18 protein-coding genes are annotated in these 18,357 nt (G+C 60.4%); 14 read left to right on the forward strand and 4 right to left on the reverse strand.

The features are described 5' to 3' along the window. Positions 1 to 4 precede the first annotated feature (4 nt). Together der and BMZ35_RS11205 are read left to right on the forward strand one after the other, a co-directional pair. Positions 5 to 1,486: a ribosome biogenesis GTPase Der gene (der, locus tag BMZ35_RS11200; protein WP_093093949.1), complete on the forward strand. Its 1,482-nt coding sequence runs from the start codon at positions 5 to 7 to the stop codon at positions 1,484 to 1,486. A 154-nt stretch (positions 1,487 to 1,640) separates the two neighbouring features. Beyond that, positions 1,641 to 2,627, forward strand: a complete 987-nt coding sequence (locus tag BMZ35_RS11205) for a fatty acid desaturase (protein ID WP_093093950.1) — start codon at positions 1,641 to 1,643, stop codon at positions 2,625 to 2,627. 181 nt (positions 2,628 to 2,808) lie between these two features. On the opposite strand, the gene serS is transcribed toward BMZ35_RS11205, so the two are convergent. Further along, positions 2,809 to 4,101 carry a serine--tRNA ligase gene (serS, locus tag BMZ35_RS11210; protein WP_093093951.1) on the reverse strand — a complete coding sequence of 431 codons (1,293 nt, stop codon included), beginning with the start codon at positions 4,099 to 4,101 and terminating at the stop codon, positions 2,809 to 2,811. A 225-nt stretch (positions 4,102 to 4,326) separates the two neighbouring features. Between serS and yajC the strand changes: the two genes are divergently transcribed. The 11 genes from yajC (at position 4,327) to BMZ35_RS11265 (ending at position 12,708) form a co-directional block, all read left to right on the forward strand. Then, positions 4,327 to 4,611, forward strand: a complete 285-nt coding sequence (yajC, locus tag BMZ35_RS11215) for a preprotein translocase subunit YajC (protein ID WP_093093952.1) — start codon at positions 4,327 to 4,329, stop codon at positions 4,609 to 4,611. A 21-nt stretch (positions 4,612 to 4,632) separates the two neighbouring features. Continuing rightward, entirely contained in the window at positions 4,633 to 6,294 is a 1,662-nt protein-coding gene (gene secD / locus BMZ35_RS11220; protein ID WP_093093953.1) for a protein translocase subunit SecD, read from the forward strand. 3 nt (positions 6,295 to 6,297) lie between these two features. Then, positions 6,298 to 7,266, forward strand: a complete 969-nt coding sequence (gene secF, locus BMZ35_RS11225) for a protein translocase subunit SecF (protein WP_093093954.1) — start codon at positions 6,298 to 6,300, stop codon at positions 7,264 to 7,266. Next, positions 7,259 to 8,014 (forward strand): sulfite exporter TauE/SafE family protein, encoded by a 756-nt coding sequence (locus tag BMZ35_RS11230; RefSeq protein WP_093093955.1) that lies wholly within the window; start codon positions 7,259 to 7,261, stop codon positions 8,012 to 8,014. The genes secF and BMZ35_RS11230 overlap by 8 nt, the downstream gene beginning before the upstream one ends. Before the next feature lie 10 nt (positions 8,015 to 8,024). Then, positions 8,025 to 8,378, forward strand: a complete 354-nt coding sequence (locus tag BMZ35_RS11235; RefSeq protein ID WP_093093956.1) for an Mth938-like domain-containing protein — start codon at positions 8,025 to 8,027, stop codon at positions 8,376 to 8,378. A 278-nt stretch (positions 8,379 to 8,656) separates the two neighbouring features. Beyond that, on the forward strand, positions 8,657 to 9,280 hold the full coding sequence (ccmA, locus tag BMZ35_RS11240; RefSeq protein ID WP_093093957.1) for a heme ABC exporter ATP-binding protein CcmA: 624 nt from the start codon (positions 8,657 to 8,659) through the stop codon (positions 9,278 to 9,280). Further along, entirely contained in the window at positions 9,277 to 9,933 is a 657-nt protein-coding gene (gene ccmB / locus BMZ35_RS11245) for a heme exporter protein CcmB (protein ID WP_093093958.1), read from the forward strand. The genes ccmA and ccmB overlap by 4 nt, the downstream gene beginning before the upstream one ends. Positions 9,934 to 10,036: 103 nt before the next feature. Continuing rightward, on the forward strand, positions 10,037 to 10,768 hold the full coding sequence (locus BMZ35_RS11250) for a heme ABC transporter permease (protein WP_093093959.1): 732 nt from the start codon (positions 10,037 to 10,039) through the stop codon (positions 10,766 to 10,768). After that, the gene (gene ccmD / locus BMZ35_RS11255; protein WP_207502962.1) at positions 10,765 to 10,917 is read left to right on the forward strand and encodes a heme exporter protein CcmD; all 153 of its coding nucleotides are present in this window, start codon (positions 10,765 to 10,767) and stop codon (positions 10,915 to 10,917) included. The genes BMZ35_RS11250 and ccmD overlap by 4 nt, the downstream gene beginning before the upstream one ends. Then, positions 10,910 to 11,446 carry a DsbE family thiol:disulfide interchange protein gene (locus BMZ35_RS11260; protein ID WP_093093960.1) on the forward strand — a complete coding sequence of 179 codons (537 nt, stop codon included), beginning with the start codon at positions 10,910 to 10,912 and terminating at the stop codon, positions 11,444 to 11,446. Before ccmD ends, BMZ35_RS11260 begins: the two co-directional genes overlap by 8 nt. 113 nt (positions 11,447 to 11,559) lie before the next feature. Then, entirely contained in the window at positions 11,560 to 12,708 is a 1,149-nt protein-coding gene (locus BMZ35_RS11265) for a serine hydrolase domain-containing protein (protein WP_131814366.1), read from the forward strand. Between the two features lie 52 nt (positions 12,709 to 12,760). On the opposite strand, the gene acnA is transcribed toward BMZ35_RS11265, so the two are convergent. Further along, positions 12,761 to 15,445, reverse strand: a complete 2,685-nt coding sequence (acnA, locus tag BMZ35_RS11270) for an aconitate hydratase AcnA (protein WP_093093962.1) — start codon at positions 15,443 to 15,445, stop codon at positions 12,761 to 12,763. A gap of 196 nt (positions 15,446 to 15,641) precedes the next feature. On the opposite strand from acnA, the gene BMZ35_RS11275 reads away from it, so the two are divergent. Next, the gene (locus tag BMZ35_RS11275; RefSeq protein WP_242654771.1) at positions 15,642 to 16,301 is read left to right on the forward strand and encodes a DUF1223 domain-containing protein; all 660 of its coding nucleotides are present in this window, start codon (positions 15,642 to 15,644) and stop codon (positions 16,299 to 16,301) included. Here the strand turns inward: BMZ35_RS11275 and BMZ35_RS11280 are convergent. After that, positions 16,298 to 17,176 carry a DMT family transporter gene (locus BMZ35_RS11280; RefSeq protein WP_207502964.1) on the reverse strand — a complete coding sequence of 293 codons (879 nt, stop codon included), beginning with the start codon at positions 17,174 to 17,176 and terminating at the stop codon, positions 16,298 to 16,300. The two genes, BMZ35_RS11275 and BMZ35_RS11280, sit on opposite strands and share 4 nt — an antisense overlap. A gap of 55 nt (positions 17,177 to 17,231) precedes the next feature. Beyond that, positions 17,232 to 18,311 carry a flagellar motor switch protein FliG gene (locus BMZ35_RS11285; protein ID WP_093093964.1) on the reverse strand — a complete coding sequence of 360 codons (1,080 nt, stop codon included), beginning with the start codon at positions 18,309 to 18,311 and terminating at the stop codon, positions 17,232 to 17,234. Between the last annotated feature and the right edge of the window lie 46 nt (positions 18,312 to 18,357).

The following is an 18,357-nucleotide window of genomic DNA, read 5'->3' on the forward strand; positions in this document are numbered from 1 at the left end:
GGACATGAGTTTCACACTCGCCATCGTGGGGCGGCCCAATGTGGGCAAATCCACCCTGTTCAACCGCCTTGTCGGCAAAAAACTGGCGTTGGTCGACGATCAGCCCGGCGTCACGCGCGACCTGCGCGAGGGCGAGGCGCGGCTGGGTGATCTGAGATTCACCGTGATCGATACCGCTGGACTCGAAGATGCCAACGATGACAGCCTTCAGGGCCGCATGCGGCGCCTGACAGAACGCGCCGTGGACATGGCCGATATCTGCCTTTTCATGATCGACGCCCGCGCCGGGGTGACACCGACCGACATGATATTTGCCGAGATCCTGCGCAAAAGGTCGGCCCACGTGATCCTTGCCGCCAACAAGGGCGAAGGCGCGGCAGCGGATGCCGGTGTGATCGAAGCTTGGTCGCTGGGACTGGGGGAACCGATCCGCCTGTCTGCGGAACATGGCGAAGGGTTGAACGACCTTTACACGCAACTGATGCCGCTGGCCGACGAGTTTGCCAAACGCGCCGAAAGCCACGCGCCAGAGGTCGAAGTGGATATCGACCTCGACGAGGAGGACGAGGACGAAGACAATTTCGACGCGCGCCCGTCGCTCAGCATCAGTCCCAACAAGCCAATGCAGATTGCCGTCGTTGGTCGCCCGAACGCCGGTAAATCCACCCTGATCAACAAGATTATCGGCGAGGATCGTCTTTTGACCGGGCCCGAGGCCGGGATCACCCGCGACGCGATCTCGCTGCGCACCGACTGGTCAGGCACCCCGGTACGGATTTTTGACACGGCGGGTATGCGTAAGAAGGCCAAGGTTCAGGACAAGCTGGAAAAGCTCTCGGTCTCGGACGGGTTGCGCGCGGTCAAGTTCGCCGAGGTCGTGGTGGTGCTTCTGGACGCGGCCATTCCCTTTGAACAACAGGACCTGCGCATTGCCGACCTCGCCGAACGCGAAGGCCGCGCCGTCGTGGTGGCCGTGAACAAGTGGGACATCGAGGACGAAAAACAGCAGAAACTCAAAGACTTGAAGGAGGCCTTTGAACGCCTTCTGCCCCAGCTGCGCGGCGCGCCATTGATCACCGTATCGGCCAAGACGGGCCGAGGGCTTGAACGGCTGCACGATGCGATCCTGCGCGCCTATGACGTGTGGAACCGTCGCGTCTCCACCGCCCAGCTCAACCGCTGGCTCGCGGGCATGCTTGAACAGCACCCGCCGCCCGCTCCGCAGGGCAAGCGCATCAAGCTGCGCTACATGACCCAGGCCAAGACCCGCCCTCCGGGGTTCGTCGTGATGTGCTCACACCCCGACAAGATGCCCGACAGCTACTCACGCTATCTCGTGAACGGCTTGCGCGAGGATTTCGAAATGCCCGGCACGCCAATCCGGCTCACCATGCGGGGGCAGGGTGACAAGAACCCTTACAAGGGGCGCAAGAAGTCGACCCCCAGCCGCTTGCGCAAGCATCTCAAAGGGCGCAGCGCCGACTAAAATAGGCTTTCGCACCGCCGGGGTTTGGCAAGCGCCGGTTTGACGTTATATTCTGCAGCGAGGCGTGATCCTGTCACGCATCGGTTTCGTATTTGTTTGACAGGCTTGCAGGATTGGCGGGCCAGCGAGAATTGACGTATCCGGGGGCAGGGCGATGGAAATTCGCGAACGATTGAAGCCATTTACCGTGAAGGACGACCGTATCGGAGCGCTTGCGTTTTTTCCGACATTTGTCGTTTATTTCGCCTCGCTCTACCTTGCGATCACGCATGTCGACGCCTGGTTCATCCTGATCCCGATGATGCTGATCAATGGCGCCTCCGCGGTGCGTCTTTATGTTTTGCAGCATGATTGCGGTCACGCCTCCCTGTTCAAGTCGCGCAGGCACAACGATTGGGCCGGCGAGGCGCTCTCGCTCCTGACCTTCGCGCCCTATGCCGCCATGCGCCACAATCACAACCTGCATCACGCGCATTTGGGTAATCTCGAAGCGCGTGAAACCGGGGAAATCCACACCATGACCTTGCGGGAATGGAACGCCGCCGGGTTCTGGGAACGGTTGCAATACCGGTTTTACCGCAACCCTTTCATCCTGATCCCGGCAGGAAGCCTGTTTACCTATTTCATCCGCTACCGCTGGCCCAAGAACGCCGGGGAGATGGCGACAAGCGTGATCCTGCATAACATTGCCATCGCATTGTACATGCTTGGCATCTATGCGCTTTTTGGCTGGGTCGGCGTGCTCATCTGGTTCCTGTCTTCGTTTCTCGGCGGCATGCTTGGTGTGTTCATGGTCTATCTTCAGCACAACTTCGAAGACACTTACTGGGACCGCAAACCGGATCTTGATCCGCGCATTGCCGCGCTTCAGGGCTCATCCGCCTTGGATCTCGGCCATTGGATGGACATCATCTCGGCCAATATCGCCTATCATGACATCCACCATTTCAACGCACGCATCCCGCATTACAACCTGCGCAAATGCCACCAGATGATCCGCGAAGAATACGACCTTCCGACGATCAAGTGGCCCGAGGCGCTGCGGTCATTTTCCTTGAAGCTGTGGGATGAGGATCAGCAACGGTTGGTCCCGTTTCCAAAGGCCCAGGTTGGCGGGGCAACAGCCACGCCCGTCGCGTGAGGCAAGGTGGCAGGGGGGCGCTGCCCCCTCGTTTGAAAATGCAGGCATTTCCAAACTTCACCCCCGGAGTATTTCCGGCAAAATGAAGGGGGCGGGTCTGCTCTTCATTTTGCCAAAAATACTCAAGAAATAGGCCGCCCCCAGCGGAACGGCCTGGTGTTTTTGGACGATGGCGCCTGGCTCAGGTCAATGTACCCTCTGCGGTTAGCGTGGTCTTGCCGCCAAGGTAAGGGGCGAGAACGTCCGGCAAGACGACCGAGCCGTCCGCCTGCTGACCGTTTTCCAGCACCGCGATCAGGCAGCGCCCCACGGCGAGGCCCGAACCGTTCAGCGTGTGCACGAATTCCGGCTTGCCGCCGGCGGCCGGTTTGAAGCGGGCATTCATGCGCCGTGCCTGGAAATCGCCGCAGACCGACACCGAGCTGATTTCGCGATACTTGCCCTGACCGGGCAACCAGACCTCGATGTCATGCGTGCGCTGTGCGCCAAAACCCATGTCCCCGGTGCAGAGCACCACGGTGCGATAGGGCAGGCCAAGTTTCTCAAGGATGCCTTGCGCGCAGCCGGTCATGCGGTCAAGTTCTTCGCGCGAATTCTCAGGGTGCGTGACCGAGACCATCTCGACCTTTTCGAACTGGTGCTGGCGCAACATGCCCGAGGTGTCGCGGCCCGCGCTGCCCGCTTCGGAGCGGAAGCACTGGGTATGGGCGACATAGCGGCGCGGCAGGTAGTTTTCCTCGACCGTGACACCGTTGACGATATTGGTCAGCGTCACCTCAGCGGTTGGTACCAGCCACCAGCCATTGGTGGTTTCATAACTGTCTTCACCGAATTTCGGCAATTGCCCGGTGCCATACATCATCTCGGGCTTCACCAGCACCGGCGTCCACGTTTCGGTCAGGCCGTTTTCATCGACATGGGTGTTGATCATGAACTGTGCCAGCGCGCGGTGAATGCGCGCCACGGCACCCGACAGCACGACAAAACGCGCGCCCGACAGCTTGGCGGCGGTTTCAAAATCCATGCCGGGTTTTACGCCAGCCAGCTCGTAATGCTCGACCGCGTCGAAATCGAACTCGCGCGGGGTGCCCCAGCGGTGGATTTCCACGTTGTCCTCTTCGTCCGCGCCTTCGGGCGTGTCGGCAAAGGGCAGGTTGGGGATGCCCATAAGCATGTCGGTCAGCTGCTGATCGAGCGCCTTGGCCTCGGCCTGCATCGCCGCGACCTCGGCCTTTTTCTCGCCCACCAGTGCCCGCAGACGCTCGAACTCGGCCTCGTTGCCGCTTGCCTTGGCGGCGCCCACTTCCTTGGCGGCTTTCTTCTGTTCGGACTGCGCGGTCTCGGCGGCGGCAATCTTAGCGCGGCGCTCTTCGTCCAGCGCGAGGATGGACGACGAGACGGCCTCTGTCCCACGGCGGGTCAGGGCGGCGTCGAAAGCGGCCGGGTTCTCGCGGATCGCTTTAATGTCATGCATCTCATCTGTCCTTCATGCATTGGGGGGCGGTGGGTGATTCACTTCGATGGGCAGCTTATGACGGATTTTTTGACGGATCGTAAGCACCGGAAAGCGCCATTCCCGCTCGGGTGTTGCATGGCGGGCATTTCCGGCTCTTTTCCCGCCTTGCCATTGGCGTGAATGCCCCATAGGTTCCCTGCGACTTTCGCGGGGGGTTCCCCGCCAACACAAAGGACATCCAAAATGGAAGCATTTGGCCAGTTTCTGCCCCTCATCCTGATCTTCGGGATCATGTATTTCCTGCTTATCCGCCCACAGCAGAAGAAAGTGAAAGAACATCAGGCGATGGTCGAGGCGCTGCGTCGCGGCGATCAGGTCGTCACCCAGGGTGGCGTGATCGGCAAGGTCGTCAAGGTCAAGGATGATGGCGAAATCGAGGTCGAGATTTCCGAAGGCGTCAAGGTGCGCGTGGTCAAGGCCACCATCGCCCAGGTGCTGAGCAAGACCGAACCGGCTGCCAACAGCTAAGTCAACGACAGGGCCGCGATCATGCTGCAAATCGACCTTTGGAAACGGATTTTCATCTGGTCCGTATGTGCGTTGGGGCTGCTTCTGGCGATGCCCAACGCGTTTTATCAGAGGGTCGAGGCGCGCAATGACGCTGTCGCGGCCATCGAGCTGGGCCATAGCGGCAACGGGCTGGAGGAACAGGCGGCGATGTGGCCGTCTTTCCTGCCGTCTTCGCTGGTCAATCTCGGGCTGGATTTGCGCGGTGGCGCGCATCTGTTGGCCGAGGTGCAGGTCGCGGATGTGTATGAAACCCGCGTCAAGACCATGTGGCCGGAAATCCGCGACATGCTGCGCGAGGAGCGTGCAACGATCGGCACGATCCGCCTGCAACCGTCCGAAAACGACCAATTGCGCGTCAAGATTTCCAAGCCCGAAGAAATTCAGCGCGCCGCCTCTCTGGTGCGCGGCCTTGCGCGGCCTGTGACCTCGCTCACCGGGGCGGGGCAGTCCGACATCGAGGTTTCGACTGACGGTGACGTGATCGTGGTCGAACTCTCTGAGGCCGAGAAACTGGCCACGGACGAGCGTACCGTGCAGCAAGCGCTGGAAATCATCCGCCGCCGGATCGACGAGGTCGGCACCCGAGAACCCACGATCCAGCGTCAGGGGGCGGATCGCATCCTGATCCAGGTGCCGGGCATTGGCTCGGCCGCTGAACTCAAGGACATTATCGGCACCACGGCGCAGCTTACCTTCCATCCGGTGGTCAGCCGTTCGACGACCGCAGACACCAACCCCGGCGCAGGCAATGACCTGTTCCCGTCGCTGGACGAAGAGGGCGTATATTACGTGGTCGAAAGTGCACCGGTCGTAACCGGCGAAGAGCTGGTCGATGCCCAGCCCGCGTTCGACCAGAACGGGTCTCCGGCTGTATCATTCCGTTTCAACCCGACGGGCGCGCGCAAGTTCGGCAACTACACCGCCGAAAACATCGGGTCGCCCTTTGCCATCGTGCTGGATGGCGAAGTGGTGAGCGCGCCTGTCATTCAAGCGCATATCTCGGGCGGGTCCGGCATCATCACCGGGCGCTTCTCGGTCGAGGAATCGACCAATCTCGCGGTGCTGTTGCGCGCCGGTGCGCTTCCGGCGGGGCTGGAATTCCTCGAAGAACGCACCATCGGCCCGGAACTGGGGCAGGACAGCATCGAAGCGGGCCGTATCGCCTGTATCGTGGCTTTTGCCGCCGTGCTGGTGTTCATGTTCCTCAGCTATGGCACCTTTGGCGTGTTCGCCAACATTGCCCTGATCCTGAACGTCGGCCTGATCTTTGGCTTGCTGTCGCTCATCGGGGCCACTCTGACCCTACCGGGGATCGCCGGGATCGTGCTCACCATCGGTATGGCGGTCGACGCCAACGTGCTGGTATTCGAGCGTATCCGGGAAGAGCTCAAATCCGCCAAGGGTCCGGCCCGTGCCATCGAACTTGGCTATGAAAAGGCGCTTTCCGCGATCCTGGACGCCAATATCACAACCTTTATCACCGCCGTGATCCTGTTTGCCGTGGGCTCCGGCCCGGTACGCGGCTTTGCCATTACGCTGGGGCTGGGCATTCTGACCTCGGTCTTTACCGCGATCTACGTGACGCGGCTGATGATCGTGATGTGGTTCGAACGCCGCCGTCCCAAGACAATCGAGGTATAAGCCATGCGCCTGAGACTTGTTCCCAAGGAAACCAAGTGGGATTTCTTCTCACGCCCCGTGCTCTGGTTGGGTATTTCCGGTGCACTGATGGTGCTGGCCTTGGTCAGCTTCTTCATTCAGGGCCTGAACTTCGGCATCGACTTTAGGGGCGGGACCACGATCCGTACCGAAAGCGCGCAGGTTGTCGATGTGGCCGCCTATCGCGAGGCGATCCAGCCGCTCGGTCTTGGTGATGTGTCGATTACCGAGGTGTTCGACCCGACCTTTGCGGATGACCAGAATGTCACCATGATCCGCATCCAGGCCCAGGAAGGGGCCGAGTCGGTCTCGGCTGACATCATCCGCAACGTCGAAACCGCGCTCAAGACCGTTGCACCGGACATCACCTTCGTGTCGGTTGAATCGGTCGGCCCGAAAGTTTCGGGTGAGCTGATCAAGACCGCCGTGATTGCCGTTCTGCTCGCGATCGGTGCCGTGCTGGTCTATATCTGGCTGCGCTTTGAATGGCAGTTCGCGCTTGGGGCCGTGGCGGCACTTGTGCATGACGTGGTTCTGACCATTGGCGTGTTCTCGGAACTGCAGATCCGCTTTGACCTCGCCATCATCGCAGCCCTTCTAACCATCGTCGGCTATTCGCTCAATGACACCGTGGTCGTGTTCGACCGGGTGCGGGAAAACCTGCGCAAGTACAAGAAGCTTGATCTGAAAGAGGTTCTGAACCTCTCGATCAACGAAACCCTGAGCCGGACGGTGATGACCTCGGTCACGACCCTGCTGGCGCTGATTTCGCTCTTTGTCCTGGGCGGGGACGTGATCCGTGGCTTTGTCTTTGCGATGATCTGGGGTGTGATTGTCGGGACCTATTCGTCGATCTTCATTGCGTCTGCCGTGCTCCTGAAGCTTGGCGTGAAACGGGACTGGACCAAGCCGTCCAACACGGCCGGCAACCAGTACGCCAACATTGATGCCTGATGCACTCTGGCAGGTCCTCGACCTGCCGGGTGTGTACTGGGCGATCCTGGCCGCGTTCGTGGCCGGGATCGTTCGCGGCTTTTCGGGGTTTGGAACGGCCCTGATCTATCTGCCTGTCGCCGCACAGGTCATGCCGCCGATCTGGGCGGTGATCACCCTTACAGTGATGGACGTTTTTGGCCCGCTTCCGGCAGCGCGTGGCGCGTGGCGGGCCTGTCACCGCAGGGATCTCGGGCGGCTTTTGCTGGCGACGATGGTGGCGGTGCCATTCGGGGTTCTGGTGCTTCGCGTGACGGACCCGGCGATCTATCGTTATGCGATTTCGCTCATTGCGCTTGCCATGCTGGGCCTTCTGATCAGCGGCTTTCGCTACCGCGGCACGGTCAGCCCACGCGGCGTCTATGGCATCGGTGGCGGCGCAGGTTTTCTGGGGGGCGTCGCGGGCTTGCCGGGGCCGGTGGTGATCCTGTTCTACATGGCCAGCCCGCATGGACCGGCGGTCATTCGCGCCAATACGCTTTTGTACCTCTGGGGGTTTGATGTATTGCTGCTGGCTACGCTGGGGCTTCAGGGGGTTCTGGAGGTGGGTGCGATCTGGCTTGGGATCGTCCTGATTCCGCCCAGCATTGCCGGGATTGCGCTTGGTACCGCGATTTTCAATCCCGAGCGGGAACGGCTCTATCGCCGGGTGGCGTATCTTGTTATTGCGGTGTCGGCCATATCCGGCCTGCCATTCTGGACCAGTTGAGGGTTTGCACATGCAACTGACTGAGATCACCTATGCCGAAGCGCTGCCCATCGAAAGCTATGGTCCGGGGTTCTTTCGCATCGACGGGCAGGTGATCGAAGGCGGCGCAATGTTTCACGCCGCCGGTGCGCGCAGCTGGGGGGGGTACGAGGACACGGCCACGGTTCTGGCGATGCGGGGCGAGATCGACTTCATCCTTCTAGGCACCGGGGAAAAGATGGCCCCCGTTCCAACACCGTTCCGAGTGGCACTGGAAGAGGCCGGTATCGGGGTGGAACCCATGGCCTCGCCGTCGGCCTGCCGCACCTATAACGTGCTGGTCTCCGAAGGGCGGCGCGTGGCCGCGGTGGTCCTGCCGCTCTGAGCAGGGGCAGGGGGCGCTGCCCCCGCCGCAGCAAGCTGCGACTCCCCCGGGGTATTTCTGGAAAAAGAAAAGTATGAAGGGCGCGTTGCGATTGCGCCCGGTGCGTTCATGCCGGCGCTTTCGTAGGCAAATACCGACGCGATACCGACGTCATACCGATGTGATACCGAAGCCGGTTTTGCCTGTTAACACAGGCGCTTCGGGTGTGATTCGCACTTCATGGCCGCGCCGGTGCCATTTCGCTTTTGTTGGGGGGGTATTTCGGGTAATCCGAAGCCATGATTTTGAGCGTTCAAGACCTGACGATCACCCGCGGCGGGATTCCCGTGCTGGAGGGTTTGAATTTCGCGCTGGAGCCCGGCCGGGCGCTGGTATTGCGCGGCCCGAACGGTGTCGGCAAGACGACCTTGCTGCGTACCGTGGCCGGGTTGCAGCCACCACTTGAGGGGCGTGTCGACTGCCCTCCGGAAACCATTGCCTATGCCGCGCATAGCGATGGGTTGAAGGCCATGCTGAGCGTGACCGAAAACCTGAGGTTCTGGGCGGATGTCTTTGGACAGAAAGATATTTCTGCCGCGATTTCTGCTTTTGATCTCGAGGCGCTGGCCGATCGCATGGCGGGCACATTGTCCGCCGGCCAGAAGCGGCGCCTTGGATTGGCACGGCTGCTTGTGACAGGGCGACCGATCTGGGTGCTGGACGAGCCGACGGTTTCGCTGGATACAGCATCGGTGCAGATGTTTGCCGAAGCGGTGCGCGCGCATCTCAAGGGTGGCGGCAGCGCCTTGATAGCGACGCATATCGACCTTGGGCTGGAAGAGGCCGACGTGTTCGATGTCGGGCCATTCCGGGCCAAGCCGCGCGCGGCGCAGGCGGGCGCGTTCGACGAGGGGTTCCTATGATCTCTCTTTTGATCCGCGACTTGAAACTGGCCTTTCGCGCCGGTGGGGGCTTTGGCCTCGGCTTGGCTTTTTTCCTTATCGTGACAGTACTTGTGCCTTTTGGCGTTGGCCCGAACAGCGTCTTGTTGTCCAAGATCGCGCCGGGAATCCTGTGGCTCGGGGCCTTGTTGGCCTGCTTGTTGTCACTTGATCGCATCCTTGCGCTTGATTGGGAGGACGGCTCGCTTGACCTGCTGGCGACGTCGCCCCTGCCGCTCGAAGGGGTGGTGACGATCAAGTCGCTGGCGCATTGGTTGACCACCGGGTTACCGCTCACCCTGGCCGCACCGCTTTTCGGTCTGTTGCTCAGCCTGCCGGAAGGGGGATACCTCTGGCTGGTGTTGTCGCTCATGGTGGGTACGCCTGCGCTCAGCGTGATCGGCACCTTCGGGGCGGCGCTGACCGTGGGTATCAAGCGGGGCGGGCTGCTATTGTCGCTGTTGGTTCTGCCACTCTACGTGCCGACGTTGATTTTTGGCGCGGAACTGGCCCGGCGCGGGGCCGAGGGGCTTGCCACAACCACGCCCCTGCTCATGCTGGCCGGGATCACCTTTGGTGTCATCGCGCTTTTGCCCTTTGCCAGCGCCTTGGTGCTGCGGGTCAATCTGCGATAATCGGAAAGTGTTGAAGTACGTGGTTGATGAATGTCAAAGACGTGTGCGCCGCTAACGGCGATGTGAAGTGCAAAAGAGGCCGATAGGCAGTTAGGAAGACTTCATGGGATCAATCTGGGAATATGCCAATCCGGTCAAGTTCAGCCGCACGGCGGGCGTCGTCCTGCCCTGGGTGTCGGTTTTTGCGACCGTCGCGTTGATCGTCGGGCTTGTCTGGGGATTCTTTTTCACGCCGGATGACTACCGTCAGGGATCGACAGTCAAGATCATCTACCTGCACGTGCCCGCGGCGCTGATGGCGATCAACGTGTGGTTCATGATGCTCGTTACCTCGCTTGTCTGGCTGGTGCGGCGCCATCACGTCAGCGCGCTGGCCGCCAAGGGGGCGGCCCCGGTGGGGATCGTCATGACGCTGATTGCGCTGGTGACAGGGGCGATCTGGGGCCAGCCGATGTGGGGCACCTGGTGGGCGTGGGACCCACGTCTGACCTCGTTCCTGATCCTGTTCCTGTTCTACCTTGGCTACATGGCGCTCTGGGAGGCGATTGATAATCCGGACACGGCGGCAGACCTGACAGCGGTCCTCTGTATCGTAGGATCTGTTTTCGCCGTGCTCAGCCGCTATGCCGTCAATTTCTGGAACCAGGGCCTGCACCAGGGTGCATCGTTGTCGCTGGACAAGGAAGAAAACGTGGCGGACGTGTTTTCGACGCCACTTTATGTCTGTATCGCCGGGTTTGTTCTTCTGTTCATCGCGCTGGTGTTCCTGCGCACCCGCACTGAAATCCACAAGCGCCGCGCCAAGGCGCTGCTGGCACGGGAGAGACTGGGATGATGCCCGATCTTGGAAAATACGCAGACACGGTACTGAGCGCCTATGCCGTGTCGATCCTCCTGCTGATCGCGCTGGTCTGGTGGAGCATCGTCGCCGCCCGAAAGGCGCGCCGCGAACTCGATAAGGTGGAGGGCCACCGCAATGGCTAAGGTCTCACCGCTGATGCTGGCGCCGCCGGTGGCTTTTGCGGCTTTGGCCGCGCTGTTCCTAGTGGGCATGAATCGTGAAAACCCGAACGAATTGCCCTCGGCTTTGGCCGGGAAACAAGCCCCGGCGGTTGAGATAGTGCCGCTTGGCGACAAGCCCATGTGGAGCGACGAAACGCTGGCGGATGGGCAGGTCAAGCTGGTGAACTTCTGGGCCAGCTGGTGCGCGCCCTGCCGGGTAGAGCATCCCACGCTTGAAGCCCTGCAGGACGAGGGCATCGCGATCTATGGGGTCAACTACAAGGACCCGGCGCGCAATGCGTTGAGCTTCCTAGAAGAATTGGGCGATCCTTATGCTGCGGTGGGCGCCGATCCCGAGGGACGCATGGGGCTGAACTGGGGCGTGTATGGCGTTCCGGAAACTTACCTGATTGATGGCGAAGGCAAGATCATCCTCCGGGTTGCCGGTCCGTTGACCGAGCGCGAGCTGACCGAGCGTCTACGCCCGGCCATGGCCGATCTGACCCGCTAGGCGTCTTTTATCATTCTCAAAAAGGCCAGCTCGATGGATGACGCCGGCCTTTTGGGTTGGCAAATGCCGGGCGGGCTGGTTCTCTGGGGGCAACAGCAAGCGCGCAGGTGAACATGGACGACGTCACAAGGGCCGTGGCACGGTGGGACGGCATCTTTGCCCCCAACCGCATTGACGGGAATTTCCGCAATCTCTGGCGCGAATGGCCGTCTGTGACCATCCCCCGGACGGGCAGGGTTCTGGATTTGCCCGCGGGTGCAACTCTTTCTTTACCGGAGCAGTTTAGGGTTGGTCGTCGCGCGCTGGATACCCGCAAACATCTGGCAACCATGCGGACCAGCGGTTTGGCGGTTTTACATCGTGGCCAGTTGGTGTTCGAGGATTACGGACGCGGGCGCGACGCGACGGACGTGTCGATTGTTTGGTCGGTCAGCAAATCGGTCACGGCGCTGTTGCTGGGAATCGCGCACGGGGAAGGGGTGCTGCCGGATTTCGACGTGCCGGTGACCAATTATGTGCCCGAGCTTGTAGGGTCGGGCTATGATGGCGTGAACGTGCAGCAGGTCATGGACATGCTGAGCGGTATCCAATGGCGCGAAGTCTATGACGATCCCACCTCCGAAGTGGTCCGCTCGGTAACGTCTTTTCAACTGGGGGCGCAGGATGATTTTGCGCGCCAGATGATCCGCGCGCGTGCGCCGGGCAGTTTTCACCAATATGCCAGTATTGAAACCCATGTTCTTGGCTGGGTGCTGCGGCGCGCCACGGGAATGCCAGTCGCGGAGTATTTGGCGACGCGGCTCTGGGATCGGCTCGGGGTCGAGGGCGATATGCACGTGCTGATCGACCGGGCCGGAGAGCCTGTGGTATTCGGTGGCATGTTCATGCGTCTTCGCGACATGGCGCGGATGGGCCAGATGGTGCTGGACGGCGGGTGCGCGCCGGATGGCACACGGATCGTTCCGGCTAGTTGGTTATGCTGTATGGCGGTGCCTGACCGGACGCCGCTGATGCCCGGTGTCGGGCCTCCCCTTGCTGAAAGCACCTATGGCTACAAGAACCAGTGGTGGCTTCCGGCGCGACAGGATGGCGGGGACTTTGCCGCGATCGGAATCTATGGTCAGTTCCTCTATGTGAACCCGGCGCGCGAGGTGGTGATCGCCATGAACGCAGCCTATCCGAATTATACCTCCGACGGCCCAATGCGTACGCTGGAAACGCTGGCTCTGTTTCAGCAAGTGTCGCGCCAACTCACCCCCTGACACGATGAAAGCCCCGGCACAGGGCCGGGACTTTCTACACAAACTTAAAGCTTTACTTGGCGAGGTTGCGCAGTACGTAATGCAGCACGCCGCCATGTTCGATGTACTCGATTTCGGGTGCAGTATCGATCCGGCATTTGAGTGTAATGGTTCTGGTCGTGCCATCGCCATAGGTGATGTCACAGGGCACCTCCTGCAACGGTTCGATCGTGTCCAGCCCATGGATCGACACGGTTTCGTCTCCGCGCAATCCCAACGTCTTTCGTGTATCACCGCCGGTGAACTCGAACGGGATTACGCCCATACCGACAAGGTTGGATCGGTGAATGCGCTCGAAACTCTCGGCAATCACGGCCCTGACGCCCAAAAGCGCCGTACCCTTGGCCGCCCAGTCACGCGACGATCCGGCGCCGTATTGTTCGCCACCAAACACCACAAGTGGCGTGCCAAGGCCCTGATAGGCCATCGACGCTTCGTAAACGCTGGTCTGCTGCCCATCCGGTCCCTTCGTATAGCCGCCTTCAACCCCGTCCAGCATCTCGTTCTTGATGCGAATGTTGGCAAAGGTGCCGCGCATCATGATCTCGTGATTGCCCCGGCGCGACCCATAAGAGTTGAACTCACGCGGTTCGACCTGACGCTCAATCAGGTATTGGCCTGCAGGAGTGGATTGTGCAAAGGACCCGGCGGGCGAGATATGGTCGGTCGTAACCATGTCACCAAGGATCAACAGCACCTTCGCGCCCTCGATGTTCGAGATCGTGCCCGGTTCCGGCGCCATGCCCCGGAAATAGGGCGGGTTCTGGATATAGGTCGAGGTCGGCGGCCAGTCATAGGTCTCACTGTCTGAGGTTTCGACGCTGCGCCACTTTTCGTCGCCCTTGAACACATCGGCGTATTTGCTGACAAACGCCTCTCGTGTCACGGTTTTTTCGACCAGCTCGGCAATCTCCTGCGTGCTGGGCCAGATGTCTTTCAGGTACACATCCTCGCCATCGGGCGTCTGTGCAATCGGGTCATTGGCAATGTCAATATCCATCGTCCCGGCCAGCGCATAGGCCACCACGAGGGGCGGAGAGGCCAGATAGTTGGCGCGCACGTCCGGGCTGATCCGTCCCTCAAAGTTGCGGTTGCCCGACAGCACGCTGACCGCCACCAGATCGCCCTCGGCAATCGCCTCGGACAGCTCTTTCTGGATCGGACCAGAGTTGCCGATACAGGTAGTACAGCCATAGCCGACAAGGTTGAACCCGATCTTGTCGAGATCGTCCTGCAGACCCGCGGCCTTTAGGTATTCGGTCACCACCTGTGACCCCGGCGCGAGCGAGGTTTTTACCCATGGTTTGCGGTTCAGCCCAAGTTTGGCCGCCTTGCGCGCCACAAGCCCGGCACCGATCATCACATAAGGGTTCGAGGTGTTGGTACACGACGTGATCGAGGCAATCACCACGTCCCCGGACGACAGCGTATAGTCCTCGCCCGTGACGGAGACTCGCTTGTCCATTGGGCGCTTGAATGTCTCTTCCATCTCGCGGCGGAAGGCATTTTTGGCCTCGGTCAGGGCGACAAAATCCTGCGGGCGTTTGGGGCCTGAAATCGCCGGTACAATCGTGCCCATATCAAGGCTCAGCGTATCGGTATAGACCGGCGCGTAATCCGCCCCCCGCCAGAACCCGTTTTCCTTGGCATAGGCCTCGACCAACGCAATCCGGTCTTCGTCGCGGCCCGTGGTGCGCATGTAGCGCAGGGTTTCATTGTCGATCGGGAAAAAGCCACAGGTCGCCCCGTATTCAGGCGCCATGTTCGCAATGGTCGCCCGGTCGGCCAGTGGCAGTCGATCCAGGCCTTCGCCAAAGAACTCGACAAACTTGCCCACAACCCCCTTGGCGCGCAACATTTCGACAACCTTCAGCACAAGATCCGTGCCGGTTGTTCCCTCGACCATCTCCCCGTTTAGTTCAAAACCGACAACTTCGGGAATGAGCATCGAGATCGGTTGCCCCAGCATCGCGGCCTCGGCCTCGATCCCGCCGACCCCCCAGCCCAGCACGGCCATGCCGTTGACCATGGTGGTGTGGCTGTCCGTACCCACCAGCGTGTCCGGGTAGGCGACGGTTTCACCATTCTGATCCGTATCGGTCCAGACAGTCTGTGCGAGGTATTCAAGGTTCACCTGGTGGCAGATGCCTGTTCCCGGCGGCACAACACGGAAATTGTCAAATGCGCTCTGGCCCCATTTCAGGAACTGGTATCGTTCCATGTTGCGCTCATATTCGCGGTCCACGTTCATCTGGAACGCGCGTGGATTGCCGAATTCGTCGATCATCACCGAATGGTCGATGACAAGGTCCACGGGGTTCAGTGGGTTGATCTTTTGCGCGTCGCCCCCGAGCCCCTTGATCCCGTCGCGCATCGCCGCGAGATCCACCACGGCGGGCACACCGGTAAAGTCCTGCATCAGAACGCGGGCAGGGCGATAGGCAATCTCGCGGGGGTTCCTGCCGCCATTGGTGCCCCATTCGGCAAAGGCGCGAATGTCCTCGGTCGAAACGGAAAACCCGCCATCTTCGAACCGAAGCATGTTTTCCAGCACTGCCTTGAGCGCTGCCGGCAATCTGGAAAAATCCCCAAGTCCGGCCTCTTGGGCGGCGGGGATCGAATAATAGGAAATGGACTGTCCGTTGACCGTAAGTGTCTTGCGGGCCTTGGCAGTATCCTGTCCGACTTTGATGGGCATTGTGGCCTCCTGCAGATCAGAAATAGTTGGGTCTCGCTGGAAAAAATTGTGGCCCATCACCCTGCTGCATTCAAGCGCGGATCGCAAAACCTTGATTGGCTTGTAACGTCGCATGGGCCTAGAAAGGGGTGGGGATGAAAACCAGAACACGGGCAGGATAATGAACCGAACCTTTGCAGCACTCGTTTTATCGTTGATGGGCTGGGCAGGCGCTTTGGTCGCTCAGGAACAGCCCGTCGTCGTGGAACTCTATACCTCTCAAGGATGTTCGTCCTGTCCACCGGCAGATGACTATTTTCACAAGGAACTGGCCAATCGCGATGACGTGATCGCGCTCGCGCTGCACGTGGATTACTGGGATTACATCGGCTGGAAGGACAGTTTCGCGAACCCGGCCTATACCGCTCGCCAGAAGAACTATGCCCGCGCCTCGGGGCACCGGTCGGTTTATACGCCCCAGATGATTGTCAACGGCAAGGATCATGTGGTCGGCACCCACCCTGAAAAAGTAGAGAAACTGATCAGCCGGCACAGCGGGCAGGCAGGACCTGTCGCTCTGGACCTGTCACGACAGGGAAACCGGATCAGGATTGCCGCAACCGCGTCGCGCCAACAAGCCATGCAGGTGCATGTTGTCCGCTATAAGCCCGAAGAAAAAGTGTCGATCAAGCGTGGCGAAAATGCTGGGCGTATGGTGATTTACGGCAATATTGTCAGTGACTGGAAGGTGGCCGCCGACTGGAACGGCAAGGCTCCGCTGGATATGGAAATGCGGGTCAAGGGGGATGCGCCGGTTGTTGTTTTGATTCAAGGTGTGGATAGCGGTCCGATCCTTGCCGCGGCGCGCTTGCGCTAGGGGCGGCGCGCGCCAAATGTTTCCCGGTACCAGACATAAGTGCCAGCGCAGGCAATGATGGCCGCGCCAAGAAGCGAATATCCATCGGGCCATTCATCGAACAGGACCAACCCCCAGAAAGTCGCAAAAATTAGCCCGGTATAGGCGAATGGTGCCAACATGCCCGCTTCACCCTGTGACAGTGCGCGGATCAGGCAAAGCTGGCCAATTGTGCCGAAGAGGGCGATCAGCGCCATCAAAGCCAGCTCCTTGGTCGAGGGCATGACCCACACAGGAATGACCATCAGGGTCAGGATGCCGGCCCCGATCAGGCCAGTATAGACAAGCGATGTCCAGATATCCTCATCCCGACCAACAAAGCGGGTGGTGAGGGCATAGGCCGAGTAACAACAGGCTGCGGCCAGCGGAAAGACGGCGTAGATCGTGAACACTTCTCCGCCGGGGCGAATGACGATCAGCGCACCGGTCATGGCTGCGGCAATGCCCAGAATACGGCGGATACCCAACCCTTCGCCAAGGAACACTGCCGCCCCAAGAGTGATCAGGACGGGGTTTATGTTCATGATGGCCGCAGCTTCGGCAAGCCCGATATTCGAGATGCCGACGAAATAGCTCGCCGTTGCAAGCAACAGAAACAGCGAGCGAGCCAGTTGAAGTCTCGGATGGCGGGTCTTGAGGACACCGGGAAAACGGCGCGCCACCAATGCCAGAACAAACAGCGTCTGACCGGCATAGCGCGCCCAAAGCGTGGGCAGCACGCCGATTTCCTGCGCAAGCGCCTTTGCCGTGCTGTCCATGGCCGAAAAGAAAAAGATCGCACCGATCATGAGCAGGATGGCACGTGCACGGGTATCGCGGGAGGACAATAAGAACATGGGAAGCCAATCATTCACATATAGTGAATGTGCTAAGCATGCTTCAAGGTGCTGTCTAGCCCTCCTGATCCTCGGGCCGGATCAGTTTGATCTCTCCATTCGTTTCCAATTCCCGGATCACGGTCGTCACGCCTGAGAGGGCGGCCTCGCCGTCACGCGCATTCACCGTTCCACGCTCCTCGACGGATTCGCGCAGTTGATCGGCGAGGCGCGCCGAAATGTTTTCGAGAATGAACTCGGTTGTCGCACCGGCATCGCCTTCAGTGGCATAGCCCAACGCGGCCACAAGCGTGTCTTCTTCAATTTCCTTGACGATGCGGGGCATGTCGCGCGGGGAGATGCGGGCCGGAATATGAGCATAGGTGAAAATCGTCTTGCGCACTTCTCCTGCAAAGTCGGCATCCGTGTCTTCCAGCGCCTGCAGCAGGTCATCGCGAGTCGCGGCAGTCGAGGAATTCAGGATTGCCCCAACGCGCTCCACCGGAGCTTCTGCAAATGCCTTGGGAGGCTCATCGTCAAGCTGGCTCGCCAGGGTCAACCCGATCCGGTCCACCGCTTCGGGGGTGATGGCACCCGTCATGGACACGGCATAGGTGATGCGGCGTGCGATTTCACCGGGCAGGGCGCTGAGCAACTCGGCGGCCTTGCCGACATCGAGCTTGGAAATTGTTACGGCGGCCACCTCGATACTTTCTGCTTCGATCAGGTCACGAAGCGCTTCGATCGGAAGATTGCGCAGTCGGTCCCATGGGTCGCCATATAGGCGCACCCCGGCTTCCTTGCGCAGGCGCGCGGCGGTCATCGGGCTGATCCTTCCGTCAAGGGCGGACAGCGCCCCGGAAAGCCCGCCGGGGAACGAGAGGCCAATGGACTCGAGCTCGTGGGCAAACTCCATCAAGACCGTGGCCAACGTATCGCGGTCGACATAACCCATGTCGCCCATCAGATAGGTCAACTCGGCTTGCAGATCATCGGGCAGATCGCTCAGGGACACCTCTGCGCCTTCGTTCAGAAGGAAACGAACAATAATCGCCGCCTTGTGCCGTTTGCTCAGTGTCGGAACTTTGACGCGCGACGGCGCAGCGTCCATCGACACTGGCGGTGTGAGGCGGGCAAGCTGAGTCTGGTTGCTCATTTCAGGCTCCTTGGTATTGGGCACACTTAAGCACCCAACACTAAAG

This window comes from Shimia aestuarii (assembly GCF_900114635.1).
In the GTDB taxonomy this organism is placed as follows: domain Bacteria; phylum Pseudomonadota; class Alphaproteobacteria; order Rhodobacterales; family Rhodobacteraceae; genus Shimia; species Shimia aestuarii.